Origin of the sequence: Rhodococcus sp. MALMAid1271 (assembly GCF_049195265.1) — a bacterium.
In the GTDB taxonomy this organism is placed as follows: Bacteria; Actinomycetota; Actinomycetes; order Mycobacteriales; family Mycobacteriaceae; genus Rhodococcoides.
On record NZ_JBMIRQ010000117.1, the window covers coordinates 49095 to 74517 of the forward strand.

A 25423-nucleotide genomic window follows, 5' to 3' on the forward strand; every position below is an offset into this window, starting at 1 on the left:
CTAACGGCGCTGACTGATGCGTCGCTCGCCCTGCACTTCCATCGAGAGCTGGTACCGATCGCATCGATACCAGCTCTCGGTGTGCTCGAGCGGCTCGTCGCCGCTGAAGGACACCCGGTCGAAGTAGAGCACCGGTGCGCCGCGCTTGGTGCCCAGCAACGTCGCGGTATCACTGTCGGCCGCAGTAGCTTTGACGGTCTGCTCGGCCCGGTCGATGGTCAAGCCGTAATGGGTGTGCACTGCCTCGTACACGGAGCTGCTCAGATCGTGGTCTATCAGACCGGGGAGCAGGGTCGCACGAAACCAACCGTCGTCGACGCTCACCGGCTCCGCGTCCGCCAGCCTCAGACGCTTGATGTGGTAGGTCTGCTCGCCGTCGGCCAGGCCGAGAGCTCGGCTGGTCGCCGCCGATGGTTTCTCGAGCTGCGCGAACAGCACCACCGTCGTAGGTGTCAATCCTTGTGCGCGCATCTCCTCCGAGAACGACGCCAGATGCAGACGCGATTGCACGGTACGGCTGGCGACGAAGGTACCTTTTCCGCGGACACGGACCAGATGCCCGTCGTTGACGAGCTGTCCGATGGCTTCCCGGACGGTGATCCGGCTGACGCCGTAATCCTCCATCAATTTGCGCTCACTCGGCATCAGGTCGCCGGGTTGGAGCTCCTTGGTGCAGCGGTGCAACAGAATTGCGCGCAGTTGTTCGTGCTTGGGGACCTGACTGTCCCTCAGATGTACGGGGATCACCACTGCGCCGGCCCTTTCGGTCACTCGCCGAGCCAGCGGTACGGACTGGTCCGGTCCAACCAAAGACTACGTCACTGTGGTGGCGTGCCGACAGCATTCGGCTGTCGGGAGGCTCCCGCGTCGGTCGGACCGCCTGCCGCGCGACAGCCGCGGGCCCACAGTGCATCATCGACATTCGTGACCACTGCCGACGCGTCCGACAGACCCACGCCGCTCTCGACCCCTGTCAGCGCCGGCATCGTAGCCTCGCTGGTCGGCTTCACCAGCTCGTTCGCCGTGGTCTTGACCGGCCTGCGTGCGGTCGGTGCCAGCCCCACCGAGGCCGCGTCGGGTTTGTCGGCACTGTGTCTCACTCAGGCGTTGGGCATGATGTGGCTGGCCCGTAGGTACCGGCAACCCATCACGCTGGCGTGGTCGACGCCGGGGGCCGCGTTGCTCGCAGGCACCGGCGTCGTCGTGGGAGGTTGGCCCGCCGCGGTCGGCGCATTCGTCACGGTCGGCGTGCTGATCGTGCTGACGGGCTTGTGGCCGACGCTCGGCGCGATCGTCTCGAAGATCCCGATACCCCTTGCGCAGGCAATGCTGGCAGGGGTGCTTCTCCCCCTGTGTTCGGCACCGGTGGCTGCCTTCGCCGAGTCCCCTACGCGAATCGCGCCGGTGGTGATCGTCTGGCTCGTCGTTCTTCGTTTCAGCGCACGCTGGGCTGTACCCGCCGCATTTGCCGCTGCAGCTGCCATCATCGCTGCGGACGTGATCGCCGGTGGCACCCCGATCGCAGGTGCCGAGCTGATTCCGCGGGTCGACTGGACGATTCCGCAGTGGAGCTGGCAGGCCACGATCGGTATCGCGGTGCCGCTGTACATCGTCACGATGGCGTCGCAGAACATCCCGGGCACGACGGTCATGGCCTCGTTCGGTTTCCGAATCCCGTGGCGCGCATCGATGGCCGTCACCGGCACCGGCACCGTCCTGGGTGCCTTCGCCGGCGGCCACACCATCAATCTCGCTGCGATCAGCGCCGCTCTGTCGGCGAATCCGGCTGCCCATCCGGATCCGACGCGACGATGGACCGCCGCCTTCACCGCAGGATGTTCGTATCTGGTCCTCGCTCTGCTCGCCACCGCCTTGGCAACGTTGGTGGCCGCAGCACCTGCCGGAGTGGTGGAAACAGTTGCCGGACTCGCCTTGTTGGGCACGCTTGCGGCCTCGCTGTTCGGTGCGCTCGAACATGCGTCGGACCGGGAAGCGACCGTTCTGACTTTCCTCGTCGCCGCGTCCGGCCTGACGTTCGCCGGTATCGGATCGGCGTTCTGGGCTCTGGTCGTCGGACTGGTGGTCCGTGCGGTCTTGCGGCGGCAGTCCCCGACGCCGACCGATACCCGGGCAACTGATTAGTCTCACGTGCATGACAGAGCAGGTGAACGAACGCACCGAGTTGTCGAATGCGTCGGATTTTCCGGCGTTGTGGCCGGTGCCGACCCGGTGGGACGACAACGACCACTACGGCCACGTCAACAACGTGACGTATTACGCCTACTTCGATACCGCCGTCAACGGTTGGTTGATGGCGGAAACCGGCGTGGATATCAGAACCCTCTCGGCCATCGGCGTCGTGGCGGAAACCTCGTGCCGGTACCTGTCGGAATTGAGTTTTCCGGATCGCCTGCAGGTCGGCCTCGCCGTCGAGAAATTGGGGACTCGAAGCATCGTGTACTCCCTCGCGCTGTTTCGGGAGGCCGACAACGACGCGTTGGAATTGGCAGCTCGGGGTCGATTCGTACACGTCTACGTGGACAGCGTCACCCGCAGACCGGTCCCGATCCCACCGGAAATCGAGACCGCGGCGGCCACCCTGGTGATCGGGCCGGGCCCGAGCTGAGAGCTCTACAATCCGATCTCGTCGGCTCTGCCGAGTGCTCGAGCGACGATATCGTCGATGAGGGTCGCGGTCGGTCCACCCGATACGCCCCGGTTGCGTGAGTCCGCTTCCATGCGGCGCATCACGCCCTCGGCGATGATCGCGAGCTTCCACAGCGCCAGGACTTCCCAGAATCCGACGTCGGACACACCGCGTCCAGTGTGCTGTGCATATGCCTCGACGAGCTCGGCCCTGGTCGGGAAGCCCGGAAGCGTCGATGCCATGAACGGTCCGGCGACGCCGTCATCGGCTTGCGGCCAGTAGGCAAGCAGGCCGCCGAGATCTGCCAGCGGATCCCCCAGCGTGCACAGCTCCCAATCGACGACTGCAGCGACCGTTCCGTCGTCGCGGTCGGTGATCACGTTGCTCAGGTGGAAATCTCCGTGCACGAGGCTCAGTTCTTGCTGCTGCGGAATGTTGGCACCCAGTCGTACGGCAAGAGAATCGATACCCGGCACGTCCCGGGTACGGGAGGATTCCCACTGCTTGGTCCACCGGGCGAGTTGACGGGCGGCGTAGGGCTTGTGGCTGGCCAGATCGCTGAGCCCCGAGGAGTCGAGATCGACACCGTGGATGTCGGCCAGCGCATCCGTGAGACCGAGACCGACTCGGCGACGGTGATCGGTGTCGAGTGATTCTGCCGTGGCAACCGAGTCGATCACCACGCCGTCCACGAAGCTCATCAACACGAGAGGGACGTCTGAGATCGCCGAGTCCTCGGTCATTGCAATCATTGCCGGAACCGAGACCGCAGTGTTCTGCAGCGCTGACAGAATCCGATGCTCGCGCACGACATCGTGTGCAGATGCCAGCAGGTGTCCCAGCGGTGGACGACGGAGCACCCAGGTGGCGGAGCCCGCGTCGTTCACCGCATAGGTGAGGTTGGACTGCCCGTTACCTATTCGCCGGAAGCTCAACGGAGACGTCGCGCCGATACCCAATCCTGCGATCCAGGTCGACACCGCATCTTCGTCCAGTCCCACCGTGGCCATCCAGCACCCTCATTTCGCTCTTCGACAATCGATCGTCGGCTGCGCTCATCCGAGTCGACCGATCGTAGCGAAGCGGCGTCCGGACGCCGGGAGGACGAGTCAGCTGGCGCGACCGAATGCCGAGATCAGTGCAGGCGTGGCGCTCGCTGCAGCAGGTGTCGCCGCACCGTGACGCTTGACCGCAACCTCGTCGACGTCCCCGATCAGCAGAGAAGTGAGTGTGTTCGGCTCTGCGGCCCAGACCGAGGCGATGTTGCGCACTTCGGCGGGGGCGAAGAGTCCACTGGTAGCCAGTGCATCGACCCACTCGGCCACAGCCTCGGCCGTAGGCTCGGGCACAGTGGATCGATCGAGCGAGTCCGCTTGGAACTCGTTGCAAAAGAACGCGCGGACCATGTCGAGCTGTCCCTGAGACATTGCGGTCATGTTCTTCTCCTTCGAGTTTCTGACGTTCGTAGGTGTCGAGTACCCGCCTTCGGCGGGCACCAAATACCGTGTCCAGATCGTTATGATTCTGACTGTAACGAGTCAACACAGCTTTCCGATGCGGCTGAAACTACGCTCATTTGAACGGTCTCGCCCGGGATGAACTGGCTTCTGTGACCATCGTCACACACTTCGACCCATCCATTCAATGACTTGCAACGAAGTCATAGTTCGCTTTACGAATTGCTGTGAACGCGAACAAACCGAGCGTATAAACGCAGGTAGATGCCCACCCTGGGCATCGAGCGCCTGCTGCGACCCTGCCCGGCGTCCATCACCGGACAAAACACCCACCGGCACAATCAGGTGCACTTCCTGCTCAGGGCATCAGAAACAATCTTTCACCCTGGTACGCCCCGGCTTCGCGAACTCGTGGCGCTTGACAGCAGGCCGCCGATACGCTCCGCCCGCGACACCCTTCGAGAGCGACGACCGTGATCGAATCGTGACCGTGAAAACCATCAGGGGGTTCCGAAGTTCCTCACATCCGATGTTCAGTCTCGTAGGGCACTGTGACGGTCATGTCACCACCGAGTCTCGACAGCGGACCGATCCGAACCCCCTCAGGGCTGGGAAAGCCGACGGAATCGGCACGCAACCAGAGCTCGTCCAGGCGGAGAGCGGTCGTCACACGGATGGCAGTCGCGAGTTGCTCGGCGAGTGTGTTGCTGGTGCTGCTGGTGTCGGCACCGCACCGTGCGTCGCCCGTACGTACGGACCCGAGTTCTGCAACCGCTCTGGCCGAGCGAGCACTGTCCGCGATCGATGTGACCACGGTGCTGATCGCGGTCGCGGCGTTGACCATCGTGGCGGTGCTGCGCAAGCTGCCGTACGGAATCGGAGCGGTCATCGCCTGCACCATCGGGGCCGTCGTGACCGGCGAGGTCATCCGTGAGGCCGTCGGACTGTCCCTCTCGTCCACGGACCTGCCGTACGGGCCGCTCGTCGCTGTCGCGGCACTGCTCGGTGCCGGTTCGATGGTCGCCGGTGCGAGATGGCGACCGGTGGTACTCGGCCTGGGAACAGTGGCGACGTTCGCCGTGGCAGCGGCCGCGATGTTCACCGGCGCTGCATCGATCATCGGGGTCGTCGGTGCGTTGTCGATCGCGTTCGTGTGGTGGCCTGCCTGCTCGATCGTGATGCTCTATTCCGCCGACGCTGCCGCTCGCGAAGCACGCAACCCCCTCGATACCGCTGCGATGGCAGTGCAACGCAAGACGGGGCGCACCCGTTGATGCCGGGAGCGCCCCATCTGTGCTGTGCGGGTGGAGGCTAGAGGGCTTTGAGCTCCTCGGTGACCTCGGCGACGGACTTCTTCGCGTCGCCGAAGAGCATCGAGGTGCCCTCGGCGAAGAACAGCGGGTTCTCGATCCCCGCGAACCCACTCGACATCGACCGTTTGAGCACGATGACCGACTTCGACTGATCGACGTTGAGGATCGGCATCCCGTGAATCGGCGAGCTCGGGTCGTTACGCGCGGCGGGGTTGGTCACATCGTTCGCGCCGATGACCAGCGTGACGTCGGTGCGGGAGAACTCGTCGTTGATGTCGTCCATCTCCTTCATCGCGTCGTACGCGACGTCGGCCTCGGCGAGCAGCACATTCATGTGACCGGGCATGCGGCCGGCGACGGGGTGAATGGCGTACTTGACCTCGACACCCTTGGCCTCGAGCAACTTGGCCATGTCCTTGACCGCGTGCTGGGCTTGTGCCACGGCCAGTCCGTATCCGGGGACGACGATGACCTGATTGGCGTAGGCCATCTGAATCGCAGCATCGGCCGCCGAGGTGGCCTTCGCGGTTCCACCACCTGCACCGGCGGGCCCGGCAGCAGCGTCACCGCCGCCGAAGCCACCGGCGACGATCGCCGGTATCGACCGGTTCATGGCCTTGGCCATGAGGTTGGTCAGGATCGTTCCGGACGCACCGACGATCATGCCGGCGACGACCATGGCCGTGTTGTTCAGTGCCAGACCCGCAGCCGCCGCAGACAACCCGGTGAGTGCATTGAGCAGTGAGATGACCACCGGCATATCGGCACCGCCGATGGGCAGCACCACCGTCAAACCGAGAATTCCGGCGAGGACGAGCACTGCCACGATCCACCACTGCGACACCCCGCCGCCCGGGGTGGCGTTGACGCCGATGACCACCGCGGCTGCCACTGCGCCGATCAGCAGCAGAGCGTTGAGCGGCTGCTGCAACTTGCCGATGGTGATCGGCGAACCGGGCAGAGTCTCCTGAAGCTTGAGGAATGCGATCAGCGAACCCCAGAAGGAGATCGACCCGATGATCGCAGCGAACAATGATCCGATGACGATGTGTACCGTCGGCGACTCACCGTGGTTGAAATGCGAGAAGCCTGATGTGTCGAGGAATTCGGCCCAGGCGATCAATGCGACGGTGCCGCCGCCGACACCGTTGAACAGGGCCACCAGCTGCGGCATCGCAGTCATTTTGACTCGGCGGGCCGGTGGGATCCCGAGTGCGACACCGACCACGAGTCCGACGACGATGATGAGCCAGTTGTCGGTCTCACGCACCGATATCAGCGTGGCGACGACGGCGATGAACATGCCGACGGCGGCGATCTGGTTGCCGCGCACCGCGGTCTTCGGGCCGGTCAAGCCCATCAGACCGTAGATGAACATGCCGAAGGCGACGATGTAGAGAACGTTGACGAGATTGTCCATCAGGAATCAGCCCCCGTCGTGGTCTTGGCGGGGACGGGCTTGGACTTGAACATGCCGAGCATGCGGTCGGTGACCACGAAACCACCGATGACGTTGACGGTTCCGAACACCAACGCAACGAACAAGATCACCTGCAGCCCGATGGAAGGGTCCTCGACCTTTCCGAGAACCACCAGCGCACCGAGGACGACGATGCCGTGGATGGCGTTGGTTCCCGACATCAGCGGGGTGTGCAAGGTGTTGGGCACCTTGGAGATCACCGCGAAGCCGACGAACCCGGACAACACCAGGATCGCGATATTCGCCAGTAGCGGGGTGTACATCAGTTCTCCTTCTCACGTGTCACGCAGGCACCGGCGAGGACTTCGTCCGAAAAATCGGGGGCGAGCTTGCCGTCGACCAACATGAGTTCGAGCAATGCCGAGATGTTCTTCGAGTACAGCTCGCTGGCGTGTTCGGGCATCGAGGCCGGGAGGTTCAGGGGCGAGCAGATGGTGACGTCGTGCTTGACGACGGTCTGCCCCGGCTCGGTGAGTTCGCAGTTGCCGCCCGTCTCACCTGCCAGATCTACGACGACGCTGCCCGGCTTCATGCCCTCGACGGCCGCGGCCGTGACCAGCCGCGGTGCCGGACGGCCCGGCACGAGCGCGGTGGTGATGACCACGTCGAAGCCGGTGATGGCCTCTTCGAGTGCCTTCTGCTGTTGCAGCCGCTCATCTTCGGTGAGCTCGCGTGCATAGCCGCCCTCACCGGCCGCGTCGATTCCCAGATCGAGCCATTGCGCACCGACCGAGCGGACCTGATCGGCCACCTCGGGCCGCACGTCGTATCCGGTGGGCCTGCCGCCGAGGCGCTTGGCTGTCGCCAACGCCTGGAGACCGGCGACCCCCACGCCGAGTACCAGCACGGTGGCGGGCTTGACGGTGCCTGCGGCGGTGGTGAGCATCGGAAAGAACCGCGTCGACTCGGATGCCGCGAGCAAGACCGCCTTGTAGCCGGCGACGTTGGCTTGGGACGACAGCGCGTCCATCACCTGCGCGCGAGAGATACGCGGGATCGCCTCCACTGCGAATGCCTGCACACCCGCTGCCTTCAGCGCTCCGATGCTGTTCTCCGCGTTGCGCGGTGCCAGAAATCCGATGAGTGTCGATCCGGACGTCAGCTTGGCGATCTCCGCGTCGGAGGGTGGCGCAACCTTGACGACCACATCCGCCGACCACGGATCACCGATCGTTGCCCCGGCTGCGGTGTACAGCTCGTCCGGAATCAACGCGCCGAGTCCGGCACCGGACTCCACGACTACCTCGACGCCCTTGCCGGTCAGGGAGGCAACGATCTTGGGCACCAGAGCTACACGACGCTCGCCCTCTCCCGATTCCCGAACCACACCGACGACCGTCGTGGATCCCGAACCCTTCTCAGTGCTCTGCGATGTATCCAAATCTCCGTCTTCCTGCGTTGAATGGTGTCCACTCATCGGCCAACGGCCCCGAGCGTGCGACGAGTGGACGAAGCCATGCGACAAGGCACAAGGTCCCTGATAGTAGCGAGGGCAGACAGACCGCGGGCAACTCGGAATCTGTCCGATTCGTTCTGAATCGAGTCCGTTCGGCGTTCCCCGACTACGGGACACGCACTTGTGGTGCATGTCACACAGGCCTATCGCTGATGATCGGACCCTACAGTGACAGCCGTGGATCCTTGCATCTTCTGTGCCATCGTCGCCGGCGACGCACCCGCCCATCGCGTGTTCGAGAACGACCACGCCGTCGCGTTTCTCGATATTCGGCCGATCAGCCGCGGGCATCTTCTCGTCGTTCCACGTGCACACGCCACCGACCTGAACTCGACCGATCCGGCCGCGGCCGCCGAGGTGTTTCGCGTCGGACACACGCTTGCGCGCGCCGTGCGACGCTCGGACCTGCGCGCCGACGGGGCGAATCTCGTGATCAACGACGGCAAGGCCGCCTTCCAGACGGTTTTTCACCTGCATCTCCACGTTGTGCCGCGCTGGCACCGGGATCGACTGCGGTTCGTATCCGGGTTCGTGACGCGCCGCCTGCGCGAACCCGATCGCATCGCCGACGCCATCCGCGTCGGGCTGACGCGTCTGAACGAGGAGCCGTCGAGGTGAAGCTGTTCCTGTCCTCGTATCGATTCGGCGGCCACGCAGACGCGTTCGTCGCACTGACCGGACGGCCCGCCGAACTCGGCGTCATCGCGAATGCGTCCGACGCGTGGCCCGCCGCCGCTCGCGCATCCTCGCTTCGCAGCGAGTTCGGACCGCTGCGCGACCTCGGCTATCGCCCAGCGGAATTGGACCTACGCGAGTACGCGGGCAAGCCCGTCGAATTCGAGCGCGCCCTCGAAGGATTCGGCGCGGTGTGGGTTCGCGGAGGCAACACCTTCGTCCTGCGCGCCCAGCTCGCCCGCTCCGGGGCAGACGAAATACTCAGTGAGCGGGTGCGCAACGGGTCCATCGTCTACGGCGGGTACAGCGCCGGAGCGTGCGTGGCGGCCCCGTCGTTGATCGGCGTCGAGGACGCGGACGATCCCGGCGCGGTTCGGACCGCCACGGGGACGGACGCGGTGTGGACCGGGTTGGGCCTGGTGGACTTCTCGATCGTGCCGCACCTCGGTTCGGTGCTGGACGAGCACTCGTCGAGCCGGGCAACCTTGCAGCGTCTCAGGGCCGACAAGATCGCCTGCCACGGTTTGACCGACGAGCAGGCGATCGTCATCGACGAGATGGGGATGCGGGTGCTCGATTGAATGTCGAGCGGCCCAGGCGAGGTCGATCAACCCAAGCGAGCCAGGGGTGCCAGCCGGTCGAGTGAGGACCATGCCAGCGAGCACCGTCGTGCGGTCATTTCGTCCGCATCGAGCACGAGCATGTCGAACAGACGACGAGGTGCCTCCCGCCACGAATCCGCAATCTGCGACACGGTGACTCGATCGAACAATCCGGACTGCGTCAATGCCTGGACCCACTCGTCGAGTTCGCCTCGATGTATCCGCTCGATGGTGTCGTATTCGACTCCGCCACCGAGGAATTCGTACGAGAACATCGCCGCTACGTAGTTCCAGGAGTCACTTCCGATGTCGATCATGGTGCAGCCTCCTTGTCGACTCGTCCGCACGGGGTACGAGGTTCGCTGCGCAGGACGCTAGCGCGGCGAACTACAACATTGCGTGTCGACGACGCATCGATCTGGTAACGCCTGGGGCCGAAGTTACTGATGTGACGATCTGTGACCTTTCGCCTCCCCCGCATCCGCCGCGAGTCGTTGCGTGACAGACTCGAGTGTCGACGGTCACAGTGGCGACGTGAGGAGACCGAGATGTCGGTGACTACCGGTGCAGAAGCACACCTGAGCGAACTCGAGTCTCTGCTCCCCGCCGGTGCCGTGATCACCGACCCGGACGTCACCGAGGGCTATCGGCGCGATTGGGCCAAGGATCCGAACGCCGGAACTCCTTCGGCAGTGGTGCGTGCGCACTCCACCGAGGACGTCCAAGCCGTCATGCGCTGGGCCACCGAACACGCGGTGACGGTGGTGCCACGCGGTGCCGGTTCGGGCTTGTCCGGCGGGGCCACCGCAGTCGACGGCGGGATCGTGCTCACCACGGAACTGATGCGAGAGATCACCGTCGACCCGGTGACCCGCATCGCCGTCGTACAACCCGGCCTGCTCAATGCCGAGGTCAAGAAAGCCGTGGCCGAACACGGTCTGTGGTACCCACCGGATCCGTCCTCGTTCGAGATGTGTTCCATCGGAGGCAATGCGGCGACCAACGCCGGCGGTCTGTGCTGCGTGAAGTACGGCGTCACCACCGACTACGTACTCGGCCTCCAGGTAGTCCTGGCCGACGGCACTGCCGTCCGACTCGGCGGGCCGCGCCTGAAAGATGTGGCAGGCCTGTCTCTGACGAAACTCTTCGTCGGATCCGAGGGCACCTTGGGAATCATCACCGAGATCACCCTGCGACTGATTCCGGCGCAACCTCCGGCCAGTACCGTCGTCGCGTCGTTCGCCTCGGTGCACGACGCGACCACTGCCATTCTGGCGATCACCCGAACGCTGCGGCCGTCCATGCTCGAATTCATGGACCGCGCGTCCATCGGTGCCGTCGAGAACGCCATGAACATGGGGCTCGATCGCGATGCCGCGGCAATGCTGATCGCCCGCTCCGACTCCCCCGGTGCCGATCGGGGGCGCGAGATCGAGGTCATGGCTGCGGCCTGCACCGAGGCCGGAGCATCGGATGTCTTCACCACCGACGATCCCGATGAGGGCGAGGCCTTCGCTGCCGCACGGCGATTCGCGATTCCCGCGGTCGAGCGCCTGGGTAGCCTACTGCTCGAGGACGTGGGTGTTCCGCTGCCCGCACTTCCGGCGCTCGTCGACGGAATCGCCGAACTGTCCGCCGAATACGATGTTCTGGTGGCGGTCATCGCCCACGCCGGCGACGGCAACACCCACCCGCTGATCGTCTTCGACCCCGAGGACGCCGATATGACCCGTCGCGCCGACATCGCCTTCGGCGCAATCATGGATCTGGCAATTTCGTTGGGCGGCACCATCACCGGTGAACACGGCGTCGGCCGCCTCAAGAAAGCGTGGCTGCCCGATCAGGTCGGAGAGGACGTCATGGAACTGACCCGTCGGATCAAGACCGCACTCGATCCGGCGGGCATCCTCAACCCAGGCGCGGTGCTGTGATCACCCGTCGACGGTGAACCCGTCCGCCACCGTCAACACCTCGTCGAGGATCTCCAGTCCCTGACGAATCTCGTCCTCGGACGTCGTCAACGGCGGAGCGATCTGAAGGCGGTTGCCTGCAACGAACGGCCACAGACCCCGGGACTTCGCCGCCGCGGTCACCTCACCCATCGCCGCCGCGTCCGTGCCCGACGCAGCGAAAGCCGCCAGAGGTTCCTTCGTCTCACCGTCCTTGACCAGTTCGACGGCCCAGAAGAATCCCTTGCCGCGCACCTCACCGACACTCGGATGCGATTCGGCCAGCTTCGACAGTCCCGCACCCAGTACGTCCTCGCCGACGTGGCGCACGTGCGGAAGGATCTGGTCGCGCTCGAACACCCCGATGGACGCCACACCGGCCGCGCACCCGAGCACGTGCCCGGAGTAGGTCAACCCGCCGGGGTAGGCCTTGTGGTCGAACTGCGAGGCGATCTTCTCCGAGATGACCACCCCACCGAGTGGGACGTACCCGGAGTTGACGCCCTTGGCGAACGTGATCAGATCCGGGGTCACATCCCAGGCCTGGCACGCGAACCATTCGCCGATGCGCCCGAAACCGACCATCACTTCGTCGGCGATGTAGACGATCCCGTACTTGTCGCACAGCGCACGAACCCCGGCCAGGTAGCCGGGCGGTGGGACCAGCACACCGTTGGTGCCGATGACCGATTCGAGGATCAGTCCGGCAATGTTCTGCGCACCCTCGAGCACGATGACTTGCTCGAGATGCGACAGGGCTGCCGCCGTCTCTTCCTCGGGAGTCGTTGCGCCCCAAGGTGACCGGTACGGGTACGGCCCGAAGAAGCGGACGACGTCGACATTGGTCGGTTCGGTGCCCCAACGCCTCGGCTCGCCGGTGAGACCGATCGCAACGCCGGTGCCGCCGTGATAGGAGCGGTACGCGGCCAGCATTTTCGTCCGTCCGGTGTGCTGGCGCGCCAGCCTCACCGCATGTTCGACGGCCTCGGCACCACCGGTGGTGAAGAACACTCGGTCGAGATCACCCGGTGCCCGCTCGGCGATCAGCGCGGCGAGTTCACTGCGCTTGTTGTTGGCCACCGTCGGAGAAATGGTCGTCAGGACTCGGGCCTGTTCGACGATGGCGGAAACGATATCGGGGTGTTGGTGCCCGAGATTGACGTTGACCAATTGTGACGAGAAGTCCAGGTATCTGTTGCCCTTGTCGTCCCAGAACCACGAGCCCTCTGCGCCCTCGACGGTGATCGGGTTCAGTTCGGCCTGCGCTGCCCAGGAGTAGAACACGTGATCCATCTACTTGCCGCCTTCCTCCAGTGTGACCTCTATCGGAGCGTACGACTGCCCGGTGACGTCGACACCGTCGGCCTTCAGCATCTCCAGGGCCTGGCTCACGTACTCGTTGGTGTAAGCCTGTGCATCGGGGTCGGCGGTCAGCACGGTCGTGCCCTCGGCGTTCTCGGTGGATCGTGCGATGTCCACAGTCTGCTGCCAGGCTGCCTCGTCGATCATGCCGATGCCCTCCGCGGACGGCCAGATCAGTTTGTTGACCTCGTTGACCTGCCAGAGCTGATGACTCGCACCGAGGGTCGATCCCGCGGCGACGGTGATGTCGCGGCACTTCTCGACGTTGTCGCGGCAGAAGATCCAGCCCTTCAACGATGCCGCCAGGAATTTGACGGTCTGCTCCTGGTACGCCTCGTCGGCGAGCTTGTCGGTATTGGCCCAGATCGCGTCCTGCAGCATCGCGACGCCGTCGTCGTTCCAGTTCAGCGTCGCGAAGTCCTCCGCCGTGTACAGCGCACCTGTTTCGGGGTTCACGGTTTCGAGCAGTTGCGCGTACTCGTTGTACGACATCGCCTGAGCGGCCGCGATATCCCCGGACAGCAGCCCGTTCATGTCGAACTGCTGCTGCACCAGCGTGACGTCCGCAGGACTCACTCCGGCCTTGGTCATTCCGGCGAACAACTCGAATTCGTTTCCGTAGCCCCAGTTCCCGACGGTCTTGCCGCGAAGATCGGCCGGTGAGGCGATGTTCTGGTCCTTGAACGAGACCTGCAATGTGCCGGATTTCTGATAGATCTGGGCCACATCGGTGATACCTGCTCCGGCCTCACGGGAGGCGAGCGCTTTCGGTACCCACGCGATCGCGTAATCGGCCTGCCCTTGGGCGAGCACGGTTTGCGGAACGATATCGGTTCCACCGTCGAGGATTTCCACGTCCAGCCCCTGCTCTGCGTAGAAGCCCTGGTCGACGGCGGCGAGATAGCCCGCGAACTGGCCCTGTTTGAACCACTGCAGCTGCAGCTTGATCGTGTTGTCCCCGTCGGCAGGGCTGTCTGTGGAGGTGGTGCTGCAGGCCGAGGCGACCACGGCCAGAGCCATGACGAGGGCGAGAAGGGGGCGGGGGGTTCGAGTGATCTTCATATCCATCTCTCCTGAGGACGACGCCGGGACACGAGCTTCTCGAGCAACAGAACAACCACGAAGAAGAGCAAACCGACTGCGATGGCACCCATCACGTATGCCCACGCCCGGGGGTAGGCCGTATTCGCCGCGGCGGAGGTGATCCGCGACCCCAAACCGTTCTGCAGTCCACCGAAGTACTCGCAGATGATGGCAGCAATGACAGCATTGGGAGCGGCGACCCGCAACCCGGTGAATATGTGCGGAACGGCCGAGGGCAGGCGAACGATTCGGGTGAACTGCCAACCACTCACGGCATAGGAGGTCATCAGATCGTGATGGACAGCCGAGACCTGACGCAGTCCCTTTGCTGCACTGACGAATACCGGAAAGAACACCACGATCGTCACCACGAGCCGACGCGGTAGATCGGTGGTCGAGGAGAACATCGAGTTGAACACCGGCGCAAGTGCGACGATGGGAACGGCTGCGGCGCCCGCTGCCAACGGAGTGAGCAGTTCGTCGACGATCCGCAGTCGTATCGCCGCCAGTGCTGCGAGGAGACCGAGGACCGCCCCTGCGACGAGCCCGATCAGGGCGTTGGTTCCCGTTGCCAGGCTCGCCGATCCGATGTTGCCGAGGTTGGCCACGAACTGCTCGGCGATCGCGCTGGGCGAGGGCAGCAGAAACGACGGAACCCCCGCGACCACAGTGAGTAGTTGCCACATTCCGAGCATCACGACGCCGAACACGACCGGAGGCCACCAGAGCTTCATCGAATATCCGCACCACGAATTGCACGACCGTGCAGCGCATCCCGAACAGCGGTGATCGCCGCGAAGAATTCCGACGATTCGCGCGGATCCCCGCCGGTCCCGAACGCGTCGATTTCGAGGGTGTCGACGATCCGCCCCGGCCGAGAAGACATCACGACCACTCGATCGGACAGGTACACCGCTTCGGGGATGGAATGAGTCACGAATACCACTGCGGCACCGGACTCCTCGGCTATCCGCAGCAGATCGTTCTGCATCTTCTCCCGCGTCATCTCGTCGAGAGCTCCGAACGGTTCGTCCATCAGCAACAATCCCGGCGTTCTGGCCAGAGCGCGCGCGATCGCAACGCGTTGCTGCATACCGCCGGACAACTGGGCGGGAAAGTGCTCTGCGAACTCGCTCAATCCGACCAGATCGAGTAGCTCACGAACTCTGTCCGCACGTTCACGCTTGGGTACCTTGTGCAGCTCGAGCGGCAAGGCGACGTTCGATTGGACTGTGCGCCAATCCAGTAGCCCTGCTTGCTGGAACGCGATGCCGTATCTCTGTTCGATGCGAGCCTGGCGAGCAGTGCGCCCGAACACCGACACCGCACCCGAAGAAGGCTGATCGAGATCGGCCACAATGCGAAGCAACGTCGACTTGCCGCAACCGGACGGCCCGATCAGCGAGACGAATTCACCGGCCTCGACCGTGAGCGAGACGTTCTGCAGAGCGTGCACTCCGCCGCCGAAGACCTTGCCGACGTCCTCGACGAGTACTGCGCGCTCGGTCATGTCTGCGCCTTTCGATCGGGTGACCGGACTGCGTACCGCCCCAGAGCAATTTCGAGGAGCGACACCAATCCCGCCACCACGAGACCGAGCACCGCCGCCCCGAGAACAGCCGCGTACAGGCGTGCTGCATCCCCGGTCGCCTGCTGAGAGAACACGATGATCGTTCGGCCGATACCACCGGTTGTTCCAGTGGAGATCTCCGCGACCACGGCACCGATCACGGCAGCAGCGGCAGCCAGGCGCAACGCGGGGATCAGGTGCGGCACCGAGGCCGGTAGACGCAGCCGAACCAGCGTGGTCCACCAGCCGGACGCGTAGCTGTGCATCAGATCGAGTGCTGCCTGGCTGGGCGCACGCAGGCCACGCAACATCCCCACTGCCACCGGAAAGAAGGCGAGATACGAGGCGATGACGGTGATGCTCATCCATGGCTGCCACGCATATCCGCCGATGGCGATTTTTCCACCCCACCCCGCGACGAGGGGTGCCAACGCGATCAAGGGAACCGTCTGGGAGACGATCACGTAGGGCAACAGCGATCGCTCGACCCACACGAATCGTTGCATCGCCGTTGCCAGAACCAACCCGACGACCGCGCCCAGCGCGAATCCGAGTACCGCCAGACCGAAGGTGAACAGCCCGCTGGAGATGATCGCGGCACCGACACTGCGTGCGCCTGCGACGTTCACCTCGGGCTCGGTCAGCGCCGCCAGCACCGACCACACGTGCGGCAACGCGCCGTCGTCGGTGCGCGGCAGTACCCTCACTCCGGCGATACTCACCCCGTTCTCGGGGACGAGCACTTTCACCAATTCCCAGAACGTCAGCAGCAGCCCGACTGCCACCACCGCCATCAACGGACGCCGCAGTCCTCGATTCGCCTGTGCCGGAGTGGGTGACGTCGCCGGGGCCTGGTCGAGAACACTCGTCACGAGGTTGCCGTCACGGACTTACGGATCTGCGGAATGATGCTCTCGCCGTACGCTTCCAGAGTCGCCGATTTCGCGTCGTGCTGAAGGTAGACCGAGAACTGATCGACGCCGAGCGCCTCGAGGTCTGTCAACCTGGCGATGTGATCGGCTGGGGTTCCCAGTAGGCAGAATCTGTCGATCACCTCGTTCGGAACGAATTCGGCATGCGAGTTTCCTGCCCGTCCGTGTTCGTTGTAGTCGTAGCCGGTGCGCGCCGCGATGTAGTCGGTGAGGGCCGCGGGCACACCGCCGCCGTCCCCGCCGTATCGCGCGACGATATCGGCAACATGGTTGCCGACCATCCCACCGAACCAACGACACTGGTCACGTGCGTGCTCCAACCCGGCCTCGGTGCCATCGGTGACGTAGGCGGGAGCTGCAACGCAGATCGAGATCGAATCCGGGTCGCGACCGGCCTGCTCGGCCGCGGCGCGGACCCTTCCGATGGTCCATGCCGCGATATCGGGATCGGCCAGTTGCAGAATGAACCCGTCCGCCACCTGCCCGGTCAGCTCGAGGGCTTTTGGTCCGTACGCTGCGACCCACACTTCGAGGCGGGACTGCTCCGCCCACGGAAACTGGACCGTCGCCTCACCTACCTCGGCACTGCGCCCGTTGGCCAGACTGCGGATCACCTCTATCGAGTTCCGCAGCGCTGCAAGGGTTGTCGGCTTTCCACCGAGAGCGCGTACCGCCGAATCGCCGCGGCCGATGCCGCAGACGGTCCTATTGCCGAACATGTCGTTGAGCGTCGCGAACGTCGATGCCGTCACCGTCCAGTCTCGGGTGGCAGGATTGGTGACCATCGGCCCGACGGTCACCCGCCTCGTCGCAGCCAGAATTTGGCTGTAGATGACGTACGGTTCCTGCCACAACAGATGCGAATCGAACGTCCACACATGCGAGAACCCATGCGTCTCAGCCTGTCTGGCCAGATCGACCACCCGCGATGCCGGCGGATTGCACTGCAGCACTACCCCGATGTCCATGGCTCAAATCAGATTCTGTGACAGGTCGCGTCGGACGAATCGGCCGTGTCCGGCTGCGCCGGAATAGGATCCACCGTCGACGATGATCCGCCCACGCGAGATCACGGTATCGACGTGCCCGTCGATCTCGAATCCCTCGTACGCCGAATAGTCCATGTTCATGTGGTGGGTTTTGTCGACACCGATGCTGGTGTGTCCGTTCGGGTCGTAGATCACGATGTCGGCGTCCGCACCGGGGGTGATGACACCTTTCCTCGGATACATGCCGAACATCCGCGCCGGAGTGGTACAACAGACGTCGACCCACCTCTCGAGCGTGATCTTGCCGCTCTTGACGCCCTGGAACATCAGATCGATGCGATGCTCCACCGACCCGATCCCGTTGGGAATCTTGGAGAAATCGCCTACACCCATCTCCTTCTGGTCCTTCATACAGAAGGGGCAGTGATCGGTGCTGACGGTCGCCACGTCACCGGTGCGCAGGTACCGCCACAACTGGTCCTGATGCCCTTCTGCTCGCGACCGCAGTGGCGTCGAGCAGACCCACTTCGCACCCTCGAAACCCGGTGCGCCGAGCTGTTCCTCCAGCGACAGATAGAGGTACTGCGGACATGTCTCGGCAAATACGTTCTGCCCGTTGCCCCTGGCCTGCGCGATCTGTTCCAGAGCCTGCTTGGCCGAAACGTGTACGACGTAGAGCGGCGCCCCGGTGACGTTGGCCAGCATGATCGCTCGATGAGTCGCCTCCTCCTCGAGCTGCCACGGCCGCGACGTGCCGTGGAAATACGGAGCGGTGTCCCCACGCGCGATCGACTGCGCAACCAGGACATCGATCGCAATGCCGTTCTCCGCGTGCATCATCAGCAGCGCACCCGTGTCGGCGGCGGATTGCATAGCGCGCAGGATCTTGCCGTCGTCGGAATAGAACACGCCCGGATAGGCCATGAAGAGCTTGAAGCTGGTGACGCCCTCGGCCACCAACTCGCTCATCGCTTTGAGTGAATCGTCGGTGACGTCGCCGATGATCTGGTGGAAGCCGTAGTCGACGGCGCACTTCCCCGCGGCTTTGTCGTGCCATTGCGCCAGAGTGTCCTGGACGCGCTGTCCGGGGGTCTGGATCGCGAAGTCGACGATCGTCGTCGTGCCACCCCACGCCGCTGCGCGGGTTCCGGTTTCGAACGTGTCGGAGGCGAACGTTCCACCGAACGGCATCTCCATGTGCGTATGGCCGTCGACCCCGCCGGGAATGACGTACTTGTCGGTGGCATCGACGACGACATCGGCCGAGGTTCTCAGGTCCGCGGCCAGCGACACCGAGCCCGGCTGCAGCACTGCCACGATGGTCTCACCATCGATGAGAACGTCCAATTCCTGTGCACCGGTGGTGGATACCACTGTTCCACCGTGCACGAACATGGTGGCCATCAGGGTTGCACCAGTGGGCCGTAGGCGTCGGGTCTGCGGTCGCGATAGAACGCCCATCGGTCTCGCACCACCTTGATCAGGTCCATGTCGAGATCGCGGACGATGATCTCGGGCTCGGAGTCCGAGGCAACCTCGCCGACGAACTTGCCCTCGGGATCGACGAAGTAGCTGGTCCCGTAGAAATCGTCGTCACCGTATTCGGATTCGATTCCGACCCGGTTGATCGCACCGACGTAATATTCGTTGGCGACTGCCGAGGCAGGTTGTTCGAGCTTCCACAAATAGTTCGAGAGCCCCCGCGAGGTGGCCGACGGATTGAAGACGATCTCGGCTCCCGCAAGGCCCAGTGCACGCCACCCCTCGGGAAAATGCCTGTCGTAACAGATGTACACACCGATTCGGCCAACCGCCGTGTCGAACACCGGCCACCCCAGATTGCCGGGCCGGAAGTAGAACTTCTCCCAGAAACCGTTCACGTGTGGAATATGGTGCTTTCGGTATTTACCGAGATAACTACCGTCGGCGTCCACGACGGCGGCGGTGTTGTAGAGAAGCCCGGGCTGCTCCTGCTCGTAGACCGGCAGAATCATCACGATGCCGAGTTCTTCGGCCAATGCGGCGAACCGGTCGACGGTAGGACCTGGTACCGATTCGGCGTACTCGTAGAACTTCGTGTCCTGCAGTTGACAGAAATACGGTCCATAGAAAAGTTCTTGAAAACAGACGACTTTCGCGCCCTGCTCGGCGGCGGACCGAGCAAACCCCTCGTGTGCCGCGATCATCGATTCTTTGTCGCCGGTCCACGCGCTTTGGACCAATGCAGCTCGAACTGTGGACATCATTGGCACTCCATCTCTCGCTGGCTTGCACCCTCAAGATATTTTGCGCCGTGTTACGGGATCGTTCGCCCGGTTTCGTATGTATTAATCGTCCCGAGCGCGCCGAGGTGGCATGCTGGTCAGTCGCTCCGGACGAGCAGTGCGCGCACGGCGTCGATGGAGTCGGCGGTGGCGAGGGCCTTATCGGGTCGGTAACGCAGCACGCGCGCGAATCGCAGGGCCACGCCGCCCGGGTAGCGCGAGCTGACCTGTACGCCGTCGAGTTCGATTTCGACGATGAGTTCCGGGCGCAGATACACGGTGTGCTCGTCCCGATCTCGCTCGTGTTTCGGGAATTCGTCGGTCTGCCATTGCAACAGAACGTCGGTCAGGCCTTTGAAGGTCTTACCGACCATGATCGGGTCACCGCCGTCGGGATCGCGAGCACCCAGATGCAGATTGGACAGGTAGCCGGTACGCCGCCCGTATCCCCATTCGGCTCCGAGTACGACGAGGTCGAGCGTGTGCTCGGGTTTGACCTTCTGCCAGCTCTTTCCGCGTCGGCCTGCGGCGTACGGTGCACCGAGCGCCTTGAGCATGACCCCCTCGTGGCCGGCGTCGAGTGCGGCGTCGAAGTGGGCCGCTGCTTCGTCCGCGTCGGGCCGAACGACACTGGGAATTCGGTGCCCCGGTGCCACCCGGTCCAGTGCGGCCAAGCGCTGCTCCAACGGGGCGTCGAGCAGGTCCTCGCCGTCGAGGTGCAGGCAGTCGAAGAAGTACGGCTGCAGCAACAGCTCGTGTGCGCTCTCTGCGCCGAATCGGCTCATTGTTTCCTGAAACGGCCTGGGCCGGCCGCTGTCCTCCAGCGCGAGGGTCTCCCCATCCAGGACCACCGAATCGCACGGCAGACCGCGAACCACCTCCACCAGCTCGGGCACACTCGCGGTGATGTCTCGCAGAGTTCGCGTGTAGATACTCACCTCGTTCCCGGAGCGATGCACCTGAATTCGAGCGCCGTCGAGCTTGTACTCGACGGTGACCTCGCCATCGAGCTGCTCCCAGGCACCGCGCAGCGATTCCGCGGGCGAGGCGAGCATCGGCCGAACCGGGCGTCCCACCTCGAGCCGAAATGCCTCGAGCGCCTCAACACCACCGGTGACAGCGGCAATCGCCGTAGCGGGCAACCGACCCGACAGCATGAATGCGCGACGCACCGGAGCCTGCGGCAGGTTCGTGGTCGCAGCAACAGCGTCGACCATGATTCCTTCGAGCGCGCCCTGACGCAGCTCGCCGGTGACCAGCCGGATCAGAAACTGACGCTCCTCGGCGGTGCTACGGGAGAACAGGTCGGTCAGCAGTGCTACCCGGCGCGCAGCAGAGCCGGCTCCCGAGACCGCCGCGACCGAAGACATCGCCTCGTCCACCTGCGCCACCGTCAGCGTCGGGTCCTGCGTGGACGCCACGTCGAGATCGGCCAAGGTGCGCCAACCGACTCCTATCCGCCCCTGCGGCAGCTCCCCCGACAGCCACGAGACGGCAGGTCCGATGTCGCCGACCTCCGCCTCGGCCAGCAGAGCCCTCAGCGCCTCGATCTTGACCTTGCGCGAACGCGTCGCGGCCACAGCGCGGGAGGTCTCGACGATCCTGGACATCAACACACGTCGAACATAACGCCAGACACCGACAGACCTGGCTCACCGGGTCATTCCGCAGGCTCCACCGCTGACATCCAATTGTTACCGGTGTGGCTCCTGCTCCTGGGGTTATTGCTGTTACGTTCGATTCATGTCCGCAACGTCCGTGCGATAGCGCATGACGGACACCTCAGCTGAATCCCAGAACCCGGTCGCCCCACGCTGCGCGCATGTCGCCGTCCGGATCGTCCACCAGAGTGTCGGCAGTGTCGATCACCAGAGTCCACCGCGACGTCTCGGTGTAGGGAGCCCAGTGCTTGGATGCATCCAGGGCTGCAGGAACACCGTATCGCGCAAAAGCGAGCCAGCGTCTCTGCATTCGGGCCGATACCGCCATGGCCGGTTTCCGACCGCCGAGCCAGAAGGTCGGGTCTCGGTTCAACGTTCCGAAGTTACCGAACACGTATGGCAGTTCGGTGGCGTGTCCGGCACCCACCCTGGCGGCCTTGAGCATCGGCGTTGCATGATCGAACCGATACATCCACGTCGGCGAGTGCCTACTGTGCGCGTCGGCAATCCACAGACTCGGCATGAGAAAACCTGCGTCACGCGAGATGGCCTGCGCTCCAGCAGGTTTGTCACGATCGGGATATGCCGCCATGATCTCGGCAACCCGGTAGGCAGGCAGATCGGCATGATCGTGGGCGATGGCCCGGAACATCTCCGAGACAGTGTCGGAGGTGATGGGCATCAACGGCGATTTCATGAACCGAAATATCGAGGGCTCGTCATGATTGGTGCCGATGATCAACGGGATCCGATGCGAGAGCCCCTTCTGAAACGCTGCCACCGGGTAGCGCGGGACGATATCGCCGTCCACGACCGGCGAAAGCCCAAGCGTCCCAGGAACTCTCGTCGGAACCTCATAGCAGAGCGTGTCGCCTGCCGTGACCAACCTGGTGAAATGCATGTCGAGCAGCTCGCCGACATCCGACGGGTCGACTCCCACCAACTCCAAGAATCTCGACGCCACGGCCGCACCTCGGTCGGGGCCGTACACCGACGTCGCAGGAGCGCTCTGCACGATGGCTCTGTGAAACAGGCCTTCGGCCTTCGGCGAGGTCATCAACGTGGTGATCGATGCAGCGCCGGAGGATTCTCCGAACAGGGTGATCTGGTCGCGATCGCCGCCGAAAGCGGAGATGCACTCACGTACCCACTCCAGGGCCGCGATCTGATCGCGCAGTCCGAGATTGGTCTCGAACGTGTGCTCGTCGGTGGAGAACGAGGAGAGATCGAGGAACCCGAAAGCACCGAGCCGGAAGTTGACGGTCACCACCACCGCGTCACCGTTCTCGCTCAGCTCACGGCCGTCGTACACGCGCTGCGCGGACGATCCGAGCGAGTACGCACCGCCGTGGATCCAGACCATGACCGGACGCAGTTCCCCGTCGGGACGCGGAGCCCAGACATTGAGAGACAGACAGTCCTCGGAAATCGACAACGACGGATCGATCGGCACCGGACTGTCGCGGCCCTGCGGAGCCATGGCCCCGAAGTCGAGGCCGTCGAGCACTCCGGACCACGGCTGCGGCGGCTGGGGCGCACGGAACCTGAGTGCGCCCACCGGTGGCGTCGCGTACGGAATGCCCCGCCACGCCACGACCGGCGATGCGTCTGCGGCGACCGGATAGCCGAGAACGTCTCCGTAGGGCGTGCTCACACACACGGTGGCATCGGACGCGGCGGAATCGGACGCGGTGTCCATCGAACCTCCTGTTCCGTCGTTTCCCAACCTACCAACAACATCCACCGAGCCGGCGAGATCGAGCACCACGCCGACACCCTCGACAGAAGGATTCGCCGATGAGGAAATTGGGAAGTGTCGCAGTCGCCGTTGCGATACTGGGACTGGCCGCGTGCGGTTCGAGTGGCGGAGGAGACGCGCCGATGGCCACCGTCATCACCGACCGTCCCGCACCGATCACCGCTGTCCCGTCCGCGACCAGTGACCGAACTCCATCGAGTTCGGGCCAAACCACCACCACCACGACGACAACCACCATGCCGACGACTACCACGGCAGCACCGACGAGTTCGTCTGCACCACAGGCGAACCCGCAGGACTACGCAGGCAAGGCACCCGGTTGGTACTACTTCTCGAGCCCCAGTGGAAAATTCGAGTGCGGAATAGCCGTGCTCGACACCTCCATCGCCGGATGCCACGGTTCGCTACCGGATTCGGCACCGAGGGTTCCCGGCAGCGGTGCATCGCGCACAGCCGTCGCACCCAATACGGTGCAACTGATCGCGGGGTCTGCGGCGAAGTTCGAGAGTCTGGGCGATCCCAAGTTTCACCGTTTCGACGGCCCGGCTGCGGTCTTGCCGTACGGCGAGGTGCTCACCGTCGCCGGCAGCGGTTCCACCAACGGCCTGCAGTGCACGGTCGACGAGCAGACCGGGGTTACCTGCACCGATCAGGTCGGCCACGGGTTCACGGTCTCGGGCGATGATTTCGACCTTCGCTGACGGTGTCGTTCGCGCGGCAAAATACCAGGCGTAATGTCCGAGGACTGTACGACAATTCCTGCCGTACGGTCTCCCCAGCGGCCGACGCCCGTGCGCGCGGCCGGAAGGTGCGTCACTCATGAATCAGACCTCGGACCGCCACACAGCAAAGGTCATCGGCGTCAGCGTCGCCGCAGCTGTGGGCGGGTTCCTGTTCGGCTTCGACAGCTCGGTCATCAACGGAGCCGTCGACTCCATCGAGGAGAACTTCTCGCTCGGATCGTTCACCACAGGCTTCGTCGTGGCCATCGCTCTGCTCGGTTGCGCAGTCGGTGCCTGGTTCGCCGGAACCCTGGCCGACCGATGGGGCCGCAAGAAAGTCATGCTGCTGGGCTCGGCCCTGTTCACCGTCTCGTCGATCGGTTCGGGTCTGGCGTTCAGCGTTCCCGATCTCATGCTCTGGCGAGTACTCGGCGGACTCGGCATCGGCATCGCGTCGGTGATCGCGCCGGCCTACATTGCCGAGATCGCTCCGGCGAAATGGCGCGGGTCGTTGGCCTCACTCCAGCAGTTGGCCATCACCATCGGAATATTCGCAGCCTTGCTGTCGGATGCCATTCTCGCCGGTGTTGCAGGCAGCGCCTCCAACGAGCTGTGGTTCGGCATCGAGGCCTGGCGCTGGATGTTCCTCGTCGGCGTCGTCCCAGCACTGGTCTACGGCGTTCTCGCGACCCTGATCCCCGAATCGCCGCGCTATCTGGTGGGTCAACATCTGGACGACGAGGCAGCCAGGGTCCTCACCGAGATCACCGGGGTGCTGCATCCGGATGAACGCGTGCACGAGATTCGGCTGACGCTGCGCAAGGAGAAGAACTCGTCCTTCGCCGATATCCGTGGTCCCAAATTCGGTCTGCATCCCATCGTGTGGGTCGGCATCACCATGGCCGTGCTGCAACAGCTGGTCGGCATCAACGCGATCTTCTACTACTCGACGACGCTGTGGCGCTCGGTGGGCTTCACCGAGGACCAGTCGTTCACCACCTCGGTCATCACCGCTGTGATCAACGTCGTCATGACCTTCGTCGCGATTTTGTTCGTCGACCGGATCGGCAGACGCAAGCTGCTGATGTCGGGGTCGATCGGCATGTTCGTCGGGCTCGTCATGGCCTCGGTGGCATTCTCGCAGTCGATCGGAAGCGGCGACGATGTCACACTGCCTGCTCCATGGGGTGCGATCGCCTTGGTCGGCGCCAACTTGTTCGTCATCTTCTTCGCATCCACCTGGGGTCCGATCATGTGGGTCATGCTCGGTGAGATGTTCCCCAATCGTATGCGAGCAATGGCGCTCGGCATCGGAACCGCGGCCAACTGGATCGCCAATTTCGCTGTCACACTTGCATTCCCGCCGCTGACGTCGGCAGTGGGCCTCTGGGTCATCTACGCCGGCTTCGCACTGTTCGCCGCGCTCTCCTTCTTCTTCGTCAACGCCAAGATCAGGGAGACCAAGGGCATGGAGCTCGAGGACATGTTGGGGTGAGTCGGGA

The 25423-nt window shown here is 64.0% G+C and carries 25 protein-coding genes; 8 read left to right on the top strand and 17 right to left on the bottom strand.

The genetic code is table 11. From position 1 onward, the window contains the following. Positions 1–747 carry a GntR family transcriptional regulator gene (locus tag ACOQFP_RS22350; RefSeq protein ID WP_421585581.1) on the bottom strand — a complete coding sequence of 249 codons (747 nt, stop codon included), beginning with the start codon at positions 745–747 and terminating at the stop codon, positions 1–3. A gap of 177 nt (positions 748–924) precedes the next feature. Between ACOQFP_RS22350 and ACOQFP_RS22355 the strand changes: the two genes are divergently transcribed. Then, entirely contained in the window at positions 925–2142 is a 1218-nt protein-coding gene (locus ACOQFP_RS22355; protein WP_421585560.1) for a benzoate/H(+) symporter BenE family transporter, read from the top strand. A 10-nt stretch (positions 2143–2152) separates the two neighbouring features. Then, the gene (locus ACOQFP_RS22360; RefSeq protein WP_206489485.1) at positions 2153–2626 is read left to right on the top strand and encodes an acyl-CoA thioesterase; all 474 of its coding nucleotides are present in this window, start codon (positions 2153–2155) and stop codon (positions 2624–2626) included. 5 nt (positions 2627–2631) lie between these two features. On the opposite strand, the gene ACOQFP_RS22365 is transcribed toward ACOQFP_RS22360, so the two are convergent. Beyond that, positions 2632–3657 carry a phosphotransferase family protein gene (locus ACOQFP_RS22365; RefSeq protein WP_421585561.1) on the bottom strand — a complete coding sequence of 342 codons (1026 nt, stop codon included), beginning with the start codon at positions 3655–3657 and terminating at the stop codon, positions 2632–2634. A 99-nt stretch (positions 3658–3756) separates the two neighbouring features. Next, the gene (locus ACOQFP_RS22370; protein ID WP_421585562.1) at positions 3757–4083 is read right to left on the bottom strand and encodes a hypothetical protein; all 327 of its coding nucleotides are present in this window, start codon (positions 4081–4083) and stop codon (positions 3757–3759) included. A gap of 695 nt (positions 4084–4778) precedes the next feature. Here ACOQFP_RS22370 and ACOQFP_RS22375 point away from each other — a divergent pair. Then, positions 4779–5378, top strand: coding sequence for a hypothetical protein (locus ACOQFP_RS22375; protein WP_341243683.1), 600 nt, complete (start codon positions 4779–4781; stop codon positions 5376–5378). A 37-nt stretch (positions 5379–5415) separates the two neighbouring features. On the opposite strand, the gene ACOQFP_RS22380 is transcribed toward ACOQFP_RS22375, so the two are convergent. The 3 genes from ACOQFP_RS22380 to ACOQFP_RS22390 are packed head-to-tail and all read right to left on the bottom strand — an operon-like array spanning position 5416 to position 8278. After that, positions 5416–6837 (bottom strand): NAD(P)(+) transhydrogenase (Re/Si-specific) subunit beta, encoded by a 1422-nt coding sequence (locus tag ACOQFP_RS22380; RefSeq protein WP_421585563.1) that lies wholly within the window; start codon positions 6835–6837, stop codon positions 5416–5418. Then, the gene (locus ACOQFP_RS22385) at positions 6837–7160 is read right to left on the bottom strand and encodes an NAD(P) transhydrogenase subunit alpha (protein WP_206489490.1); all 324 of its coding nucleotides are present in this window, start codon (positions 7158–7160) and stop codon (positions 6837–6839) included. Before ACOQFP_RS22385 ends, ACOQFP_RS22380 begins: the two co-directional genes overlap by 1 nt. Beyond that, on the bottom strand, positions 7160–8278 hold the full coding sequence (locus ACOQFP_RS22390) for a Re/Si-specific NAD(P)(+) transhydrogenase subunit alpha (protein WP_206489491.1): 1119 nt from the start codon (positions 8276–8278) through the stop codon (positions 7160–7162). The genes ACOQFP_RS22385 and ACOQFP_RS22390 overlap by 1 nt, the downstream gene beginning before the upstream one ends. Before the next feature lie 252 nt (positions 8279–8530). On the opposite strand from ACOQFP_RS22390, the gene ACOQFP_RS22395 reads away from it, so the two are divergent. Then, positions 8531–8971 carry an HIT family protein gene (locus ACOQFP_RS22395; protein ID WP_206489492.1) on the top strand — a complete coding sequence of 147 codons (441 nt, stop codon included), beginning with the start codon at positions 8531–8533 and terminating at the stop codon, positions 8969–8971. Then, the gene (locus tag ACOQFP_RS22400; protein ID WP_421585564.1) at positions 8968–9609 is read left to right on the top strand and encodes a Type 1 glutamine amidotransferase-like domain-containing protein; all 642 of its coding nucleotides are present in this window, start codon (positions 8968–8970) and stop codon (positions 9607–9609) included. The genes ACOQFP_RS22395 and ACOQFP_RS22400 overlap by 4 nt, the downstream gene beginning before the upstream one ends. Positions 9610–9635: 26 nt before the next feature. Here ACOQFP_RS22400 and ACOQFP_RS22405 read toward each other — a convergent pair whose 3' ends face one another. Beyond that, positions 9636–9947, bottom strand: coding sequence for a hypothetical protein (locus ACOQFP_RS22405; protein WP_206489494.1), 312 nt, complete (start codon positions 9945–9947; stop codon positions 9636–9638). Positions 9948–10178: 231 nt separating this feature from the next. Between ACOQFP_RS22405 and ACOQFP_RS22410 the strand changes: the two genes are divergently transcribed. Further along, entirely contained in the window at positions 10179–11561 is a 1383-nt protein-coding gene (locus ACOQFP_RS22410) for an FAD-binding oxidoreductase (protein WP_206489495.1), read from the top strand. Here the strand turns inward: ACOQFP_RS22410 and ACOQFP_RS22415 are convergent, their stop codons facing one another. From ACOQFP_RS22415 to ACOQFP_RS22460, 10 genes are all read right to left on the bottom strand, one after another. Further along, positions 11562–12872, bottom strand: coding sequence for an aspartate aminotransferase family protein (locus tag ACOQFP_RS22415; RefSeq protein WP_421585565.1), 1311 nt, complete (start codon positions 12870–12872; stop codon positions 11562–11564). After that, a complete protein-coding gene (locus ACOQFP_RS22420) occupies positions 12873–14003 on the bottom strand; it encodes an ABC transporter substrate-binding protein (protein ID WP_421585566.1) in 1131 nt (376 codons plus the stop codon). Next, positions 14000–14758, bottom strand: coding sequence for an ABC transporter permease subunit (locus tag ACOQFP_RS22425; RefSeq protein ID WP_341243686.1), 759 nt, complete (start codon positions 14756–14758; stop codon positions 14000–14002). Before ACOQFP_RS22425 ends, ACOQFP_RS22420 begins: the two co-directional genes overlap by 4 nt. Beyond that, complete coding sequence (locus ACOQFP_RS22430; protein WP_421585567.1) at positions 14755–15534, bottom strand: ABC transporter ATP-binding protein; 780 nt, start codon at positions 15532–15534, stop codon at positions 14755–14757. Before ACOQFP_RS22430 ends, ACOQFP_RS22425 begins: the two co-directional genes overlap by 4 nt. Beyond that, positions 15531–16466, bottom strand: a complete 936-nt coding sequence (locus ACOQFP_RS22435; RefSeq protein ID WP_206489500.1) for an ABC transporter permease — start codon at positions 16464–16466, stop codon at positions 15531–15533. The genes ACOQFP_RS22430 and ACOQFP_RS22435 overlap by 4 nt, the downstream gene beginning before the upstream one ends. Further along, positions 16463–17494: a TIGR03842 family LLM class F420-dependent oxidoreductase gene (locus ACOQFP_RS22440; RefSeq protein ID WP_421585568.1), complete on the bottom strand. Its 1032-nt coding sequence runs from the start codon at positions 17492–17494 to the stop codon at positions 16463–16465. The genes ACOQFP_RS22435 and ACOQFP_RS22440 overlap by 4 nt, the downstream gene beginning before the upstream one ends. Before the next feature lie 3 nt (positions 17495–17497). After that, positions 17498–18919: a dihydropyrimidinase gene (gene hydA / locus ACOQFP_RS22445; RefSeq protein ID WP_421585569.1), complete on the bottom strand. Its 1422-nt coding sequence runs from the start codon at positions 18917–18919 to the stop codon at positions 17498–17500. Next, positions 18919–19758: a nitrilase-related carbon-nitrogen hydrolase gene (locus ACOQFP_RS22450; RefSeq protein WP_341243695.1), complete on the bottom strand. Its 840-nt coding sequence runs from the start codon at positions 19756–19758 to the stop codon at positions 18919–18921. Before ACOQFP_RS22450 ends, hydA begins: the two co-directional genes overlap by 1 nt. 119 nt (positions 19759–19877) lie before the next feature. Continuing rightward, on the bottom strand, positions 19878–21395 hold the full coding sequence (locus ACOQFP_RS22455) for an ATP-dependent DNA ligase (protein WP_421585570.1): 1518 nt from the start codon (positions 21393–21395) through the stop codon (positions 19878–19880). Positions 21396–21561: 166 nt separating this feature from the next. Then, complete coding sequence (locus ACOQFP_RS22460) at positions 21562–23139, bottom strand: carboxylesterase/lipase family protein (RefSeq protein ID WP_421585571.1); 1578 nt, start codon at positions 23137–23139, stop codon at positions 21562–21564. Positions 23140–23237: 98 nt separating this feature from the next. Between ACOQFP_RS22460 and ACOQFP_RS22465 the strand changes: the two genes are divergently transcribed. Both ACOQFP_RS22465 and ACOQFP_RS22470 read left to right on the top strand, forming a co-directional pair. Continuing rightward, entirely contained in the window at positions 23238–23900 is a 663-nt protein-coding gene (locus ACOQFP_RS22465; RefSeq protein WP_421585572.1) for a hypothetical protein, read from the top strand. 118 nt (positions 23901–24018) lie between these two features. Then, positions 24019–25416 (top strand): sugar porter family MFS transporter, encoded by a 1398-nt coding sequence (locus ACOQFP_RS22470; RefSeq protein WP_421585573.1) that lies wholly within the window; start codon positions 24019–24021, stop codon positions 25414–25416. The last annotated feature ends 7 nt before the right edge of the window (positions 25417–25423 follow it).